This is a genomic window from Ectothiorhodospira marina (genome assembly GCF_900109495.1).
GTDB classification, from domain to species: Bacteria; Pseudomonadota; Gammaproteobacteria; order Ectothiorhodospirales; family Ectothiorhodospiraceae; genus Ectothiorhodospira; species Ectothiorhodospira marina.
Genome location: NZ_FOAA01000006.1, coordinates 1 through 15,276 on the forward strand (window position 1 = coordinate 1; position 15,276 = coordinate 15,276).

The 15,276-nt window shown below is 60.3% G+C and carries 13 protein-coding genes and 1 pseudogene; 1 reads left to right on the forward strand and 13 read right to left on the reverse strand.

Features of this window, described 5'->3' with window-relative positions:
• Positions 1 to 513: 513 nt before the first annotated feature.
• The 13 genes from BMY52_RS06755 to BMY52_RS06820 form a co-directional block, all read right to left on the reverse strand.
• Positions 514 to 771 (reverse strand): hypothetical protein, encoded by a 258-nt coding sequence (locus BMY52_RS06755; RefSeq protein ID WP_143050438.1) that lies wholly within the window; start codon positions 769 to 771, stop codon positions 514 to 516.
• A gap of 480 nt (positions 772 to 1,251) precedes the next feature.
• Entirely contained in the window at positions 1,252 to 2,382 is a 1,131-nt protein-coding gene (locus tag BMY52_RS06760) for a GGDEF domain-containing protein (RefSeq protein ID WP_090252570.1), read from the reverse strand.
• Between the two features lie 504 nt (positions 2,383 to 2,886).
• Positions 2,887 to 3,678 (reverse strand): ParA family protein, encoded by a 792-nt coding sequence (locus BMY52_RS06770; protein WP_090252571.1) that lies wholly within the window; start codon positions 3,676 to 3,678, stop codon positions 2,887 to 2,889.
• Positions 3,679 to 3,713: 35 nt separating this feature from the next.
• The gene (locus BMY52_RS06775; RefSeq protein ID WP_143050439.1) at positions 3,714 to 4,988 is read right to left on the reverse strand and encodes a methyl-accepting chemotaxis protein; all 1,275 of its coding nucleotides are present in this window, start codon (positions 4,986 to 4,988) and stop codon (positions 3,714 to 3,716) included.
• A gap of 10 nt (positions 4,989 to 4,998) precedes the next feature.
• Positions 4,999 to 5,373, reverse strand: coding sequence for a response regulator (locus tag BMY52_RS06780; protein WP_090252574.1), 375 nt, complete (start codon positions 5,371 to 5,373; stop codon positions 4,999 to 5,001).
• 4 nt (positions 5,374 to 5,377) lie between these two features.
• Positions 5,378 to 5,620, reverse strand: a complete 243-nt coding sequence (locus BMY52_RS06785; RefSeq protein WP_090252577.1) for a hypothetical protein — start codon at positions 5,618 to 5,620, stop codon at positions 5,378 to 5,380.
• Entirely contained in the window at positions 5,620 to 8,268 is a 2,649-nt protein-coding gene (locus tag BMY52_RS06790) for a chemotaxis protein CheA (RefSeq protein ID WP_090252579.1), read from the reverse strand. Before BMY52_RS06790 ends, BMY52_RS06785 begins: the two co-directional genes overlap by 1 nt.
• On the reverse strand, positions 8,265 to 8,642 hold the full coding sequence (locus BMY52_RS06795; RefSeq protein ID WP_090252582.1) for a response regulator: 378 nt from the start codon (positions 8,640 to 8,642) through the stop codon (positions 8,265 to 8,267). The genes BMY52_RS06790 and BMY52_RS06795 overlap by 4 nt, the downstream gene beginning before the upstream one ends.
• The gene (locus BMY52_RS06800; RefSeq protein WP_090252584.1) at positions 8,639 to 9,484 is read right to left on the reverse strand and encodes a CheR family methyltransferase; all 846 of its coding nucleotides are present in this window, start codon (positions 9,482 to 9,484) and stop codon (positions 8,639 to 8,641) included. The genes BMY52_RS06795 and BMY52_RS06800 overlap by 4 nt, the downstream gene beginning before the upstream one ends.
• 5 nt (positions 9,485 to 9,489) lie before the next feature.
• Complete coding sequence (locus BMY52_RS06805; protein WP_090252587.1) at positions 9,490 to 10,116, reverse strand: HEAT repeat domain-containing protein; 627 nt, start codon at positions 10,114 to 10,116, stop codon at positions 9,490 to 9,492.
• Positions 10,117 to 10,141: 25 nt separating this feature from the next.
• Positions 10,142 to 11,224, reverse strand: coding sequence for a protein-glutamate methylesterase/protein-glutamine glutaminase (locus BMY52_RS06810; RefSeq protein ID WP_090252590.1), 1,083 nt, complete (start codon positions 11,222 to 11,224; stop codon positions 10,142 to 10,144).
• A gap of 66 nt (positions 11,225 to 11,290) precedes the next feature.
• The gene (locus tag BMY52_RS06815) at positions 11,291 to 12,880 is read right to left on the reverse strand and encodes a chemotaxis protein CheW (protein WP_090252591.1); all 1,590 of its coding nucleotides are present in this window, start codon (positions 12,878 to 12,880) and stop codon (positions 11,291 to 11,293) included.
• A gap of 29 nt (positions 12,881 to 12,909) precedes the next feature.
• The gene (locus BMY52_RS06820) at positions 12,910 to 14,832 is read right to left on the reverse strand and encodes a methyl-accepting chemotaxis protein (RefSeq protein WP_090252594.1); all 1,923 of its coding nucleotides are present in this window, start codon (positions 14,830 to 14,832) and stop codon (positions 12,910 to 12,912) included.
• Positions 14,833 to 14,982: 150 nt separating this feature from the next.
• On the opposite strand from BMY52_RS06820, the pseudogene BMY52_RS16010 reads away from it, so the two are divergent.
• A pseudogene (locus BMY52_RS16010) lies at positions 14,983 to 15,249 on the forward strand (hypothetical protein); the annotation flags it as partial.
• Between the last annotated feature and the right edge of the window lie 27 nt (positions 15,250 to 15,276).

The following is a 15,276-nucleotide window of genomic DNA, read 5'->3' on the forward strand; positions in this document are numbered from 1 at the left end:
TTCATACCGGCACACCCCTCTATTGCTTGAGATCGTGCCGGTGATGATGTGGGATTAGCGGGGACTATGGAATATGGGGGCTACCGGACGGATACAAGCAGGCCAGGTCCAGGTTCCGTACGAATTCCAGCGGGGTGGGAATCAGATGCTGAAGATCGCAAAAGTCGAACAAAGCCATGCAGCCGATAGCGGGAAGGGCGCGGTGGCGGGCTGACGTCGACTGCCGAGGAGGTGACTATGAATTTTGGCGTTCTTATATTCAATCAGGTCGAGGAACTCGACTTTGTTGGGCCGTGGGAGATGCTCACGACCAAGGCGGCAACATATGGTCATCTGCCGGCGTCTCTGCTGCGGCTGGCACCGTTCTCATGCTGGCATTTATTGCCAGCGTTGACGGTGAAGAGGCCGCGGGGAAAGTACAATTGGCTTCAGAATATTATCCCTCGTCGGTCAAATACGGCGGTTTTGAGAATCACCCCAAAGTGCCTGCTTATGTCAAAAACGCCTAACGCTCTAGCGGAGCACTGGAACCTGTCCAGTACTCAACGGGTGCCTGAATGTGGTGATTTCTTTGTACCGCCACAACTCACCCCGGAGGGCAAAGCCGGGCACGTTCAGGGTGAGCGGCGACCACCAGGTGGTGTATCGCCCGGCCAGTTCGATCCCCCAGTAGATGACGGTCAGTACCAGCTGGATCATGCCGGGCAGGAACATCAGCCGATGCGGGGCGGTGCTGTAGTGGTGCCAGGTCTGTTTCATTAAGGTAGGCATGCGGGCACCGTAGGCAGGGAGTTAAAGGGGAGGGTCAGATATCGTGGAGGATTGTCGCGAGTCTCTGACCCGGCAGCCCTTGACCTTGGTCAATCCTGCTGAGTACCAAGGCGGGGCCCTCCTCCGGGCCAATAATCCGGGCGGGCCCTGTCACTCGTTGCGCCGCGACGGGAATAAGATGTCCGCCAGGGTGGGCGATGTGCGGGTCGCGCCCACGATCACCGTGCGTATCAGCGGCTGCTCCCGGCCGTTACAACCTGTACCTGGGCGCCGGCTTTGACGGCTCGCGGCTCAACCGACTGGCGCTGGATAACGCCAACGAGGCCGACATCCTGGAATACCTGGATGGGGCCTTAAGCCACGTCCTGCTCAGTTCCGCTCCAGTGCCAGGGCCACCCCCTGGCCGCCCCCAATGGGAAAAGGGGTCTGTCCCCTTTATTTCTCCTGGCCGCCCCCAATGGGAAAAGGGGTCTGTCCCCTTTATTTCTCGGGGGCAGGGGGCACGTCGTTGGCGGAACGCACACAATTCTTGCCTGCTCGTTTGGCCAGATAGACGCTGTCGTCCGCCAGTTTGATGAGGTCATCCGGGTCTTTCATGGCTGGGCTGCGCACGGCGACGCCAATGCTGGCGCTGCCCTGCCAGGCATCATGGCCCGTGGGGACCCTCAGGGCGGCCACCGCATCCTTGATCTGCTCGGCGATGTGCATGGCGCCCTGATACGGGGTGGCCGGGCAGAGGACCAGAAACTCATCGCCGCCCAGCCGGCAGACGATGTCATCGTTGCGAAGCGCGTGCTGCAAGGTCCTGGCCAGTTCGATCAGTACCCGATCACCGGCCTCATGACCGTGGGTATCATTCACTTCCTTGAAGTGATCCGCGTCGATCATCATGCAGGCCAGGGGTTTCCCCAATCGGTCGGACTCTTCCCACAGGGCCTCCAGGTGCTGCATGGCGTGGCGCCGGTTGGGCAGGCCGGTGAGCACATCCGTGCGCGACAGCACTTCCAGCTGGCGATTGGCCTCCGAGAGTTCAAGGGTGCGGGCGGCCACCCGGGCCTCGAGGGACTGATTGAGATGATCCAGTTGTCGGTTGCGTTCCGATACCTGGGCAAACAGGTGGCTTACGGCGGTCAGTAGCGGCTCGATGTATTCATGGCTGGCCTTTTCCACGTCGGCATAGGCGGCTTCGGGGGCGACGCCCTTGCGTATTGCCTCGATCTGCCGGGCCATGTGCTGATCCTGGCCCAGGATGTGAAAGGCCAACCAGTGGACCAGGTAGTCAAGAAGATGTTTGCCAGCCAGGGGGTTGTCTTGAATGAGGGACTCATGCAGCCGGGTGACTTCCTCGAGAAAGTCGCGGTGCATCTGGATATGGGCATCCACATGGCGAGTATCAAGGTTCATGGTCACCATCAGCCCTTCCTCTTCCCTGAAATGGTAGCCGGCGTAATCCACCAGCTGCCCGTAGAGTGTTTCCAGGTCCTCACGATGAATCTTGTTGGTTCCCAGCAAGTTACCCAGGCGGTTGATGAGTTCGACCAGGTGTTGATGCTGCTCATCGACGGCCGACAGGCCGGTAACAAAGTTGGCGTTCCACTGGAATGCGCGCATGGGAAGGGGCCCCCTTTAATGGAACCGGAGCGCTGCTGGAAAGACGCGCGCTGGAGGAAGATCAATCGGGTACTGCCTGTCCATGATACATCGTTGACATCCTCCCCCGCCTAACTCTAATGCATCAAGGTGGTGAGGCACCCCCTAAGTCGACCCGCCACCATTCACTCGTACCCCGGATTGCTTGGCATGGCCTGAAACAGTCATGGACAGCGAACGTTAAAAAGAGCCGTCGATTTCCGGCGGGCCGTCGAATGACAGCGCCCTTGGCGACAGCACATCTTCAATGATAGTGCGTCAGCGCCAGGTAGTCAGCATGGATATCAGCCCGATTCACCACCGGGTCATCGGCCGTTTCAGGCCCATGTGGCAGATATCGAGACCCTGCCCCAGGGTGAGCTAGAGGAGTACATGGCGCGCTGTCAGGCCGTGGTGGTGGGGCGCCTTCGTTTCTTGCGGCTGGAGTGGTGAGTCGGCAAAGATCATCCTGGGCATACCCAGGCTTCAGGGCGCGTTCTGCATGCGTTGTTCGATGAGTCCGAAGACCATCTTGTAATCCTCATTGCCACGGCTGCGTGGTGCATACAGCCGGATGGGCTGCCCAGCCGCAAAGGACTCTGCCAGCTTGATGTCGTTGCGAATCCCCCCCAGTACTCGATCCTTGCCGAACTGCCGGGCCACCTGATCATGAACGGCCTGATGTTGTCTGATCCGCATGTCCAGCATGACGGGCAGTACCCCCATGAGACGTAGGTTGGCATTGCTGCGCATGGCGACTTTGAAAAAGACCTTCGACAGTTGCCGGACCCCTTCGCCAGCCAGTGGGTGTGGCATAAATGGAATGACGGCCCAGTGAGCGGCCGCCAGGGCATTGAGCAGGAGCTGGTCCAGGGAAGGAGGGGAGTCGATGACAACCTGATCGTAGCGGGAGATTACTTCCGGATTTGCCATAGCCCGGGCTAGCACCTGCTCATCATTGGGTGTGCTGCCGTGCTGGAAATCCGGATTGGCGGGGGTCAGATCCAGGCCCGGACAGCAGGTGGGATACCGCGCTTCCAGAAGGCTGATGCCGTTGTCCTGGAAGATGTGGTGTGCCGTGGGCCGACCCGGGGAGGGGGTGACGCCAAGACCCAGGGCACAATGCCCCTGGGTGTCCATATCAATCAACAGAGTACGGCGACCTGTCGCGGCGAATTCCGCCGCCAGGTTGACTGCTGTGGTGGTCTTGCCGGTTCCCCCCTTGCGATTACTAACCACCAGTACGGTGGGGCCGGTCCTGCTGCCTGCCGTGCTCATTAGCTTTGCGTTTTCTTAAGGGCTGATGCGTGGCATCAGAATAGCTCAATATTCGGACCAGCATCGGTGGCGTTTGTCTTATTCCGATTGCCGGGGTGACTATGCCGGGATTCATCCTCCAGGTAACGGGCCAGTAACTGCTGCAGATCCTCTGTGAGTCCTTTGAAACCTATTGGCGAATGTTCTACGTCGGCGTAGAGCTGGCAGCGTTCCGCCAGGGTATCGGTCATGCGGGTCAGTCGTTGGCCCTCGACATCCTGATACTGCATCAGGCCCAGCATGTCGGAAATCTCCTCTGCCAGCTCGGTGTTGTGCTGGGTGACCACGGAAAACAGGCTCTTGTAGAACTGACGCATCTCCTCGTAACTGTTCTGCAGCTTCTGGAAGGCATCGACCACCTGGGTGGCCTTCTCCAGATGGTGCTGGGAATCGCCGAGGTTGCTGTCAACCAGGCTGCTTTCCACTGCTGCCAGGGCTTGACTGAGACCGGACTCGATGGTGTCGGCGGCTGTTGAGGCGCGGTTAGCCAGGGCGCGTACCTCGGTGGCTACGACGGCAAACCCGCGCCCTGATTCTCCAGCCCGGGCAGCTTCGATGGCGGCGTTCAGGGCCAGCAGGTTGGTCTGTTGGCTGATCTCCTTGATGGATGTCGCCAGCCCCTCCAACTGCTTGACCTCCTGGAGAATATGGTGGATCACCTCGGCGTCCTGGCGGATCTTGTCCGGCAGTTCGCGGACGAAACCGGCGATCTTGTTCATGTCCTCCACACCCTGTTGGATGTCTACCGCCATGGTGGAGGCATTGTCACTGGAGTTTTGGAGGTACTCCAGTAGCTTTCCGGCTGCCTGGTTAAGCCGGCCGGTCCGTTCGATGATGCCCAGGGTGGATGTCTCGCTCTCCTGCAGGTTTTGCTGCAGGAAACCCTGAAAGGCCTGATCCATGTCGGCCGTGGCATGCATGGCGCTGCGGCTGGCCTGTAGCTGCGTTTCAGTTTTCACGAGTTCCCTGTCCAGTTCTTCCAGGGTGCGGCACAAGGAGCCGGCGTTGCGATAACTGATGCGAAAGAACACCAGCCCAGCGAGGAAATTGGTGCCCAGCAGGGCAATGGCGACGAGCGCCGCCAATGCCGCTGCTTCACTGATGCCCAGCCACTGGGATAACTGTGTTGGCAGTTCATGGGTGTAATACACCATGAGGGACAGTAGCAGGGTGCCCAGAACGGTGGAGATGGCCATGTTACGACGCAGGCTGCGGGCCTGCTGCACCGATGCTTCGGCCAGTTTTCGGCGCTGCTCCGTCAAGACTGTCATGAGGCGTCCTTCAGGCACCGGGCAAGACTTGTTTGATGACCTTGACCAGGTCAGCCCCGCTTACCGGTTTGAGCAACCATCCAGTGGCACCCAATTTCTTGGCTTCGTCCCGCTTGGCCTGCTGGCTTTCCGTGGTGAGTGCCAGGATAGGGGTAAAGCGCATGCCGGGCAGGGTCCGGGCATGACGGATGAAATCAATGCCGCCCATGCGGGGCATGTTGATGTCGGTGATGATCAGGTCTGGTTTGATGCCTGTCTTGAGTTTGTCCAACGCCTGCTGGCCGTCGTGGGCCGTCTCCACGGTAAAGCCAGCGATCTGCAGGCTGGTCTTCAGGCTCATGACCATGGTCACTGAATCATCCACCACAAGGATGGTCTTGGGCATGAAATCATTCCTCTTGATTGAGTGCGTGCTTGAGCCAGTCCGCCAGGAGGGCATCATCAGGCCAGTTGGTAATGCGGGGGGGGCTGGCCATCAGTACCTGCAGATTGGCGGCATGCAGATGCGTGCATTCGGCCAGATCCACCGCGCCGCCGGGATTCTTGAGCAGCCACTCGAGCAGGATCTCGGCGTCCTCGACTCCCAGTATGTCACTGATCCGCAGAGTGTCATCGTGGATTTCGATGCCCATTACAGCAGCTCCCGGGGATTGAGGACCAGCAGTACTGAGCCGTCCCCCAGCAGGGCGGAGCCGGCATAGCCCTGCAGGTTGCCGAGGAATCCGGCCAGGGGTTTGAGGATGATATCCACGGTTTCGCGACAGTCATCCACGATGATGCCGAGAAAATCATTTTCGATACGCACCACCACCACAGCCAGTTCGCCATCTTCGTTGGGGACCTGAGCTTCGTCCAGGCCCAGCAGGTCGTTGAGTGTCACCAGGGGCACTACCCGGTCGCGCAGAACCGTGGCCGTCTGGTGCTTGATGCGTTGGATGTTGGTCTGTGCTATCTGCACGGTTTCTGCAACCGCATCCATGGCGACCCCAAAGCGCTGTCCGGCGGAAACGATGACCATTACGTTAGTCACGGCCATGGACAGGGGCAGTGAAAGCCGCAGTCGGGTTCCCTCGCCGGGCTGGCTCTTCAGGTCGATGCTGCCGTTGACCCGTGCCACCGCCGTGCGCACTACATCCATGCCAACGCCACGTCCGGACAGGTCGGACACTTGCCCGGCCGTTGAAAAACCCGGGGCAAAGATCAGATTCAGTGCTTCCTGATCCGTCAGCCGCTCTAGTGTTTGTTCGTCAATGATACCCTTTTCATAGGCTTTCCGGCGGATCACCGTGGGATCGATGCCGCGACCGTCGTCGGCGATCTCGATCACCACCCGGTCCGATTCGGAGCGGGCCCTGATGGTGAGGCGGCCTGCGGCGGGCTTCCCGGCAGCGCGACGTTCCTCTGGTGTTTCCAGGCCATGATCCAGGCTGTTGCGGATGATGTGAACCAGGGGGTCGGCCAGGGACTCGATGACGTTCTTGTCCGCCTCCGTTTCCTCGCCTTCCAGTATCAGCCGCACCTCCTTGCCCAGTTTATGGGCGGTATCCCTGACCAGACGCGGGAAACGCTGGAAGACGAAGGATACCGGCAGCAGCCGGACCTGCATGATGGCGTCCTGCATTTCATCGGCGATGCGATTGAGGGTGGAGTACTGCCCCCTGATCTCCCGGGACAGTTCCCGCACTCCGAACACATTTTCAGCCCGGGCGGCCAGATAGGGCAGGGCATTCTTGGCCACGATCATCTCGCCAATGAGGTTCATCAGGCGGTCAATCTTGGCCTGATCCACTTTGATGGCACTGGGGCCGGCATGGGCGTCTTCCATGCGCCGACCGAACTTGCGAGTTTCACCAGCACTGGTCGCTGTGTCTGAGGGCGCGGCGGGGGGCACGGTTGCGGCGATGGGGGGCGCAGCCAGTACCGTATTGGCCTCGGCCGCCGATGGCAGGGCCTGGTCGGCCAGCCATCGGGCCAGGGGAGTGGATTGATTCCGCTCCAGCGCAGCCTGCAGGGCCTCATCCAGACCTTCAATGAGCGTGAGTTGTCCCACGTGGGTAAAGGCGGCCCGCAGGCTGGCGGCGATTGCCCGCAGACGTCCCGGTAGCCAGGGCGGTACATCGGTCAGGGCGAGAATTTCGGCCTGGGTCGCGATGATGCCGGCGATGGGATCGCTCATGTCCCTCATATTTGGTGCAAGGGAGGATGGGGCGGCGGCATTTGCGGCGTCGGTGTCGATACCTGCTCCGTGGCGGATGTCGTCCAGCAACTGTTGTTGCAGCGGGACATCGTCCGGACGGGTTTCCATTACCAGAAGCAGCCAGCGCAGTGCCGAGGCCACCCTTAATTTGGGTGATGACAGTTCCAGCAGGAGGCGACTGGCCTGAATCAGGCCTTCATGATCACCGGATTGCAGGTGTTCCGTGGCGGTTTGTAGATATTCAGCGGCGGGGATGCTGTCATGGGCATCCCCTGTGGGTATGGCCAGTGCCGCCGGGGAAAGAGAGCTGAGCTGCACTTGGTCGGGGATATAGCGGAAGTGTCCTGTCAGCCCCTGCAGGTCCATCGGGACAATGGATTCAAAGTGCAGCAGGCAGCGGTAGGCATCCAGGGTTTCAGGGGCGGGCCAAGGTTCCCGGGCAGTCACCCGGCGCCAGAGGGGGGCGGGGAGCTGGGTGATCTGATAGAACGGATCTTCCCCCTTGAAGAAGCAGTCTTCCTCAGGCTGATAGCTCATCCAGGAACAAGCTTGTCCCTGGATTATCTGGCGGTATGCCTCCATGCGCGCAGCTTCGGGGATTTGCGCCTCTGCGCATGAAGCCATTGCTGGATCTCGTGCCAGCAAGGTTTCGGGAGCGGGTGTTGCGGTATCTTCCTGTGTGGCCTGGGCCGTGATCAACTGCCGCAGTGAGTCGGTCAGTACCATGGCGGCTGCGGTGCGCTCCGTGTCGGCCGGCAGGCTAGCGTCTCCGCCGTCGAGAATCTCATCCAGTAGGGCAGAGATAAAATCCATGGCTTCAAGCAGTTGATCGGCAAGCGACTGCGAATAGCCGATTCGGCTATCCCTGACCGCATCCATCAGATCCTCGGCGCCGTGCAGTACCCGGGTCATCTCGGGGAAGTCGAACAGGCCGCTGTTGCCTTTGAGGGTATGCACCAGTCGGAACAGTTCATTCATGAGTTCATGATCAGCCGGGGCGTTTTCCAGCTGCAGGAGTCGTTCGCCGATGGACTGGATGGTGTCTCTTGATTCGCTGATGAACTGATCCAGTAACGGATTCATGACGGATGCCCCTCTCCGAGCAGGCCCCTTACCTGTGGCAGTAGCTGTTCGGGCCTGATCGGCTTGATGATGTAGAGGTTGGCACCGGCGACCAGGGCGGCCTCACGGTCCCTGGGGGATGACTCGGTAGAAATCATGATGGCCGGTGCCTGCGGGATATCCTTTTCGCGCAGTGCCTTGAGAAAGCCGTAGCCGTCCAGCTTGGGCATGTTGATATCCACCAGATAGAGATCGAATGGACCATCCGCTTCCAGTTTCTCCAGGGCCTCCAGGCCGTTGATGGCCTCGGTGACGGCGAAGCCGGCCTGTTCGAGGATTTCACGGTGATAGAGCCTGACCGTGGCTGCGTCATCTATGACGAGAATGCGTTTCATCTCGCCTCCAGAGGTTTCTGATACACGATGGCTTCGGGAAAGCGCCGGATCTGGAACAGTGATGAGATGCGGCTCATGGATTCGGAATGCCCCAGGCAGATGAAGCCGCCGGGGTTGAGGGCATCGAAGAAGGACTCGGCGGTCCTTTTGCGGGACAAATCGTCGAAATAGATCAGCAGGTTGCGGCAGAAGATCACATCGAACTGCCGGTGACTGCGCATGTCGGCGGCATCGTGGACGTTCACCCGCGTGAATTCCACCGCCTCTTGCAGGCTCCGGCTGATCTGGTAATGGCTGCCCACCCGACGAAAATATTTCTTCAGCAGCGGGCCGGGCATATTTTGAACCGCCCGGTCGGCATAAAGCCCGTTACGAGCCTTTTCCAGGATCCGGGTGTCGATATCGGAAGAGATGATCTCCACATCCCACTTTTCAAGCAATGGCCAGTGTTCCAGCAGGTAGATGGCAATGCCGTAGGGTTCCTCGCCGGAGGAAGAGGGGACGGACCAAATACGGATGGGGCGGGAGGATGAGCGCCGGGCCACGACCTCGCGGAGAATGGAGTCCACCAAGCAGCGGAACTGATACTCCTCACGGAAGAAGTAGGTTTCGTTCACTGTCATGGCGTTGATCAGCGTTTGCAGTTCCGCACCCGAGGCCTGAAAACGCAGCATGGTGAAGTAACTGCGAAAGCTCTCGTTGTCGGTGGCGGTCATGCGTTCCAGCAGTCGCTTGTCCACAAAGTAACGCTTGCTGTCTTCGAACAGCATGCCGGTCTTGCGATGGAAGAATTCCCTAAACTTCTGAAAATCCTCACCACTGATGACGGTGGGTGTCTGCATGAGAATTACTCGACCCCAATGCGCTTGAGGGCCAACTCGGCGGCAAACTGGATGTAGGGTTCCTCGGGAAAACGCTGCTTGAGTGCTTGCAGGGCTTCCCTGGCACGGGGACTGCCGACTTCACTCAGAAGGTCCAGAGCGGTGGCGCAGACGTTGACATGGTCGTCCTTGAGGATGACTCCGATTAGCCATTCCTCCACGTTGGAATGGCGCAGGGATTCCAGCACATTGACGGCAAAGATCCGCACATCCGGGTCAGGATCCTGCAGTAGCTGACCCATGTGGGGTGCCACTGGCTCGGGCAGCTCCTTGAGCACTTCAATGGCAGTGTTGCGCAGCAGGGCCTGTTCCAAGTAAAGACAGTCGATCAGTCCGCGAACGGCGACATCGTTGGCTATGCAGCCCAGCGAGCTGATAATGATCTGCAGTACGGTGGTATCCGTTTCATGTTGTAGCTGAGTGGCCAGGGCCACGGCCGCCGTCGGATGGTCCGCCAGATCACGGGCGGCCCAGCGACGTTTCATGGGATCCCCGTCCAGCAGGGTCTGCAGCAGGGTTTCCAGGTCCCTTGGCTCCTGTCGCTCGCCGGGGCTATGGTCGGCCGGCGTGGGCTGTCCCCTTTTCAATGCCATGATGAATTCCTGGTGAGCGGTGGGTTTAGCATGCCCTCACCCACTTGATGATCTGTTCCGCAATCTTTTCCACCGGCAGTACGGTGGTGGCGCCGCCGCGCTTGATGAGTTCCGCCGGCATGCCAAAGACCACAGCTGATTGTTCAGACTCGGCAACGGTGCGCGCTCCCTGGCGCTTGAGTTTGGTGAAACTATCTGCTCCGTCGTAGCCCATGCCGGTGAGCATGACGCCGATCACCCGGCGCGGGTCACAGTGCTGCAGCACCGAGCACCCCAGTAGTTCCACCGAGGGGTGCCAGAGCATCTCCGCTGATTCCGGGCGAGCACTGACCAGGAGTCGGCCAGCACGGCGCGTGACCAGGATATCTGCACCGCCCCGACCGATGTGGATCTGCCCGGGCACCAGTTCCAGCGGCCGGCGCAGTTCCAGTACTTCCAGGGCGCAGAGGGCATTCATGCGCTCCGCGAAGGGGCGAGTGAAGCTGGGGGGCATGTGCTGGGCCACCAGGACCGGCCAGGGGAAGTCCGCTGGTAGCCGGGGCAGGATCTCTTCCAGGGTGCGCGGTCCTCCGGTGGAGACGCCGATGATGACCAGCCCATCATCGGAGATGTCCTTTCCCATCGGCGAGGGCGGTGGCGTGTGGGTAGGCCTGGCTGCCGCGGCAACGCTCAGATTGCCGCGGATACGGGAAGCCAGGCCGCGGGATTTCCGGATGCGGGCGCCAGCGGCGGCCCGCACCTTGGCGATGATCTCCGCTTCCACCTCGGCGATGGACAGGGAAATGGTGCCACCTGGTTTTGGGATGTAGTCCACGGCCCCCAGGTTGAGGGCCTCCAGGGTGGAGATGGCACCCTTCTCGGTGAGCGAGGAGACCATCACTACGGGAACGGGACGCTCCGCCATGAGTAGGGACAGGGCGGTCAGTCCGTCCATCTGCGGCATGTTGATGTCCAGGGTGATGACATCTGGCTCGAAGGTCCGGTTGAGTTCCACCGCCTCCTGGCCATGGCGGGCCACTTCCACCTGGAAGTCCCCTTCCGCCGTGAAAATGGCCTTGAGTTGGCGGCGCATGAGCGCGGAGTCATCGACAATCAGCAGCTTGATCACAGTCTGCCCTGGGTCCTGTTGGCATTGGGGTGAAGCCGGCGCCGGCCCGGCTCGGTCCGGTTGCTTTTACGGTTTTTCGCCGTTTTCCTGATCCGATAGGGTCGCAAGTGCTTCCCGCTGTTCCCGGGCGATCAGATGTGATGGGTTAATCAACTGAATCAGGCGTTTGTGTTGCTCCAGATTGGCCACCCGGGCGATCAGGCGGGCCTGTTCCACGGACAGTTGCGGAGCGGGTTCGATGGCGGCGCGGGGAATCTTGAGGACCTCGGCCACGGAATCGACGATGAACCCGGTGCGCATGCCGTCCAGCAGGAAGACCATGATGCGCTGGCGATCGTTGCGCTCTTTGGGAGGGAGGCCCAGCCGCTGACGCTGGTCGATAACCGGCAGCACCGAACCACGCAGGTTGATGACGCCCTCGACAAAGGCAGGCGCCTTGGGTACTCGGGTGAGTTCGTCGGGGATACGCACGATCTCCTGCACGCTGCTGATGGGGACACCAAACTCCTCCTTGTCGAGACGGAATACCACCACCTGCTCTTCGTCGTCGTCCTGTTCTTCCTGACCGTCGTGCGCGGACGGGTCGTCTTCTTGCATGTCTTTCACGGTGCTGATCGCCTCCTGAATGGAAGAGTGCCGGAACAGGTGCTCGATGGCGATGATGGATACCAGGCGTCTGCCGTCCTGTCCCAGGCGGCAGATTCTGGAGATTTCACCCATGTCGCCGCTGCTGGCGAGCATGGCCGGCATGGCCTCCACAGCGGCCAGGGGTACCCGCAGCACTTCGTTGACACTGTCCATGACCAGTCCCACGGTCACCGTGCCCAGTCGTACCACCACGATGCGGCTGTGCTCATCCGGGATGCGCGCGGGCAATTCGAACAGGCAGCGCAGCGAGACCAAGGGCAGTAGTCGGTTGCGGAGGGTCATCACCCCCAGTACGTGGGCTTCGGAGCGGGGAACCTTCACGACATGCTCGGGGAACTGCACGATTTCCTGAGTATGCTCGATGGGGATGGCGTACTCCTGTTCCGCTACCTCGAAGCTGACCAGTTGGAGTTCATCCAGTGCGTCCTCGCTGTCATCCTCGTTGCTGTAGTTTTCCTGGGTCAGGGCACGGGCCGCAGTGCTTCGAGCCATGCGGGCGATCTCGGCAAATTCCGCACTGATCAGGTGTTGGAAATCCATGACCATGACCATGGGAAAGCCACCCACGTCCTTGAGCAAACCTGCCAGCATTTCGGTGTTTACCGTCGTGCTCAGGTCGGTGATATCCTCGATCTGTTCCGGTTCCACCGCCACCACGCTGCTAACCCGATCCACGACGAATCCCAGCGGCTGGCCCAGATCAATCACCAGGGCGCGAGAAGAATCGTCGCTGTTCTGTTCATCAAAACCGAACAGGCGGCGCAGATTGATGATGGGCAACACCTTGCCGCGCAGATTGGCCAGCCCTTCCAGGGTGGTGGGGCCCAGAGGTACCCTCACTACATCGGGAACGCGAATGATTTCCTGCACCGGGGCCATGTCCACCCCGAAGACCTCATTGCCACAGATAAAGATCACGAACTGCCGGACGTTAGATTCGTGCTCCGGGTCTGGCGACTGAGGATCACCCCCGCCTGGGGGGGACGATGCGACCGTTTCGTTGGTCATGACGATCTCCCGCAATACGGTGGCTGAGGTCAGGCGCTCTGGAGTTCGTCGGCCAAAGAGGCGATCTCTTCGATGGCCGCTGCCAGTTCCTCGGCGCCCTGTGCCTGCTGACCAGCGGCCGAGGCCGCTTCTGCGGAGGCCTTTTCTGCTTCTTCGGCGGCGGCAGCGATCTGCTCGACACCGGTTTTCACCTGGCCGATGGCCGTGGCAATCTCGGTGGCAGCATTGAGCACCTCCAGTGTATTTTTTTGCACCGTGGCCACGTCGATTGTTGCCGTCTGCAGACCCCGGGTGATGGATTTGGCCTTCTGCGCCTCGATATTGGCGGTATTGATATTCTCGTCCAGGTCTCGCCAGACGGTATCGATCTGATCCTGAACTGCCTTTACAAGATCCTTGATGCGATCGGCGTTCTCTGCCGAGTCATGGGCGAGGTTGCGGATATCCGTGGCCACCACCACGAAGCCCTTGCCGAACTCGCCGGCACGGGCGGCTTCAATGGACCCATTGACCGCCAGCATGTTGGTCTGGATGGACACAGTGGTGATGGCGTCCACGATCTTGTCGATACGCCGTGAGACCAGTTCCAGGTTCTTGATCTGGCTCAGGCTTTCCCGGGAAGCATCAGCGGATTCCGCAACGCCCTGGATGAGGTTTTCCATTTTGTCCTGGTTGGACTTGAGCAGCTCGGTGATGCTGCTGATGTTCTCGTCCGCGCTCTTCGCCCGCTGCTGGGCCACCACCAGCCCCTGCTCGATCTGGTTGACGGCGGCGGCAGATTCCTCGGTGGCAGAGGACTGTAGTTGGGCGCTCTTGCGGATCTGGTCCAGGGCCGCCATGATCTGCGCCCCGGAGCGGTTGATCTCCTGTACCGCTGACGATAGCTGTTCTGCGGCCGAGGCCACTTCTTCGGCGCTCTTGCTGATATCGGTGGAACTGCGCAGTTCTTCCGCCAGTTCCGACAGGTTCTGGGCTGCTTGCTCGCATTCAGACAGTGCCTGGGTCTGCTCTTCCACGGTTTTGGCCGACTCCTCGGCAGCAGCGGATTGCTCCTCGGCGGCGGTGGCAATCTCTTCAGTGCCTTTCAGGGCCTGCCTGGCGGCGTTCTCGGACTGCTGAGCACCGTTGGCGATTTCCTGAATGCCACTGGTGATCAAGGCCGTGTCATTGCGGATTTGGTCCAGTTGCTGAGTGATCTGCTTGCCATTTTCCACTTCCTGCTGCACCTTGTCAGCGGAGGTGTTGATGCCTTCAGAGATATGCTTAACGTCGTTTTGTATCTGTGCTACCAGATCCTGGATCTGCTTGGCGCTTTTTTCTGAAGTTTCCGCTAGGGTACGAACCTCGTCGGCAACTACGGCAAAGCCCTTGCCGTGCTTGCCAGCTCGGGCGGCCTCGATGGCGGCATTGAGGGCCAGGAGATTGGTCTGATCGGCGATGCGGGCCACGGCCTTGACGATATCGCCGATGTTGGCGGCCTGCTGCTCCAGTTCGCCGACCATTTTTACCGACTCACCCTGACGTTGGGCACTCACCCGCACATTGGTGATGAAGCCAGCGATCTCGCCGCTGACCCCAATAACCAGTTCCTTGAGGTTCTCCACCCGGGTCTGGGCGCTGTTGGCATTTTCCAGCTGTTGGTCAAGGGCCTGCGTGACCTGCTTGAAGGCGGTAAGGGATTCCTGGGCGGCACCGGAGGCCTCTTCGGCACCCGAAGCGATCTGGTCGGAGGCTCGTTTGAGTTCCTCGGCGGCGGAGGCGGCCTCATTGATGCCGGAGGCCAGCTGGGCGGTGGCGGAGGCGATGCGCTCGGCGGCCTGTTGCTGCTTTGCCAGGGTGCGGGCGCGTTTGCGCTGGGCTTCCGCCTCGCGGGTTGCGGCGGCCTGGGTGCGGGAATCCTCACCGCCGGCGGATGAGGGCGAAGTGCCCGGAGTCTTTTTCACAAGGGCCATGGCGCGTTCCTGGACTGGGTGACCAATCAAAAGGGGGCTGCGTGTACATCGACGCTGATGTCATTCTATAACGGTTATCGGCAGGAACGGTTGATTCTGGAGTGCCGAAAGGCCTGAAATGGGTCAGGTGGTTGAGTCGAGGGCCTCAAGGACTTGCTCAACACCTGTAGTGATCATGCGGTGTCCACGGCCTCTCAAAGTGGCGGATTTCTGAAGAATCCTTCCATCACGATACCGTTGCCCGGTGTCTGCAGGATCGGCAGGGAGCGCGCGTCACCCAAGCACTGCTTCCCGAGACCCAGCGTGCCCTCGAGGATGCGGGAGCCACTTAGACTCTGGCGAATCTCATTGACTGCATTGATCATCGCCTGCCGGGGATGGCTGGCATCAGGGACTTCGATCTGGACGCTTACGTGAACGACAAGACCGTGGAGGGCTTATTCG

Excerpts from the sequence above, each read along its gene's own strand:
- BMY52_RS06770 (WP_090252571.1), bottom strand. The coding sequence starts at position 3,678 with ATGAGCACGGCAGGCAGCAGGACCGGCCCCACCGTACTGGTGGTTAGT.
- BMY52_RS06775 (WP_143050439.1), bottom strand. The coding sequence starts at position 4,988 with ATGACAGTCTTGACGGAGCAGCGCCGAAAACTGGCCGAAGCATCGGTG.
- BMY52_RS06795 (WP_090252582.1), bottom strand. The coding sequence starts at position 8,642 with ATGAAACGCATTCTCGTCATAGATGACGCAGCCACGGTCAGGCTCTAT.
- BMY52_RS06805 (WP_090252587.1), bottom strand. The coding sequence starts at position 10,116 with ATGGCATTGAAAAGGGGACAGCCCACGCCGGCCGACCATAGCCCCGGC.
- BMY52_RS06760 (WP_090252570.1), bottom strand. The coding sequence starts at position 2,382 with ATGCGCGCATTCCAGTGGAACGCCAACTTTGTTACCGGCCTGTCGGCC.
- BMY52_RS06820 (WP_090252594.1), bottom strand. The coding sequence starts at position 14,832 with ATGGCCCTTGTGAAAAAGACTCCGGGCACTTCGCCCTCATCCGCCGGC.
- BMY52_RS06790 (WP_090252579.1), bottom strand. The coding sequence starts at position 8,268 with ATGAATCCGTTACTGGATCAGTTCATCAGCGAATCAAGAGACACCATC.
- BMY52_RS06755 (WP_143050438.1), bottom strand. The coding sequence starts at position 771 with ATGCCTACCTTAATGAAACAGACCTGGCACCACTACAGCACCGCCCCG.
- BMY52_RS06815 (WP_090252591.1), bottom strand. The coding sequence starts at position 12,880 with ATGACCAACGAAACGGTCGCATCGTCCCCCCCAGGCGGGGGTGATCCT.
- BMY52_RS06780 (WP_090252574.1), bottom strand. The coding sequence starts at position 5,373 with ATGCCCAAGACCATCCTTGTGGTGGATGATTCAGTGACCATGGTCATG.
- BMY52_RS06800 (WP_090252584.1), bottom strand. The coding sequence starts at position 9,484 with ATGCAGACACCCACCGTCATCAGTGGTGAGGATTTTCAGAAGTTTAGG.
- BMY52_RS06785 (WP_090252577.1), bottom strand. The coding sequence starts at position 5,620 with ATGGGCATCGAAATCCACGATGACACTCTGCGGATCAGTGACATACTG.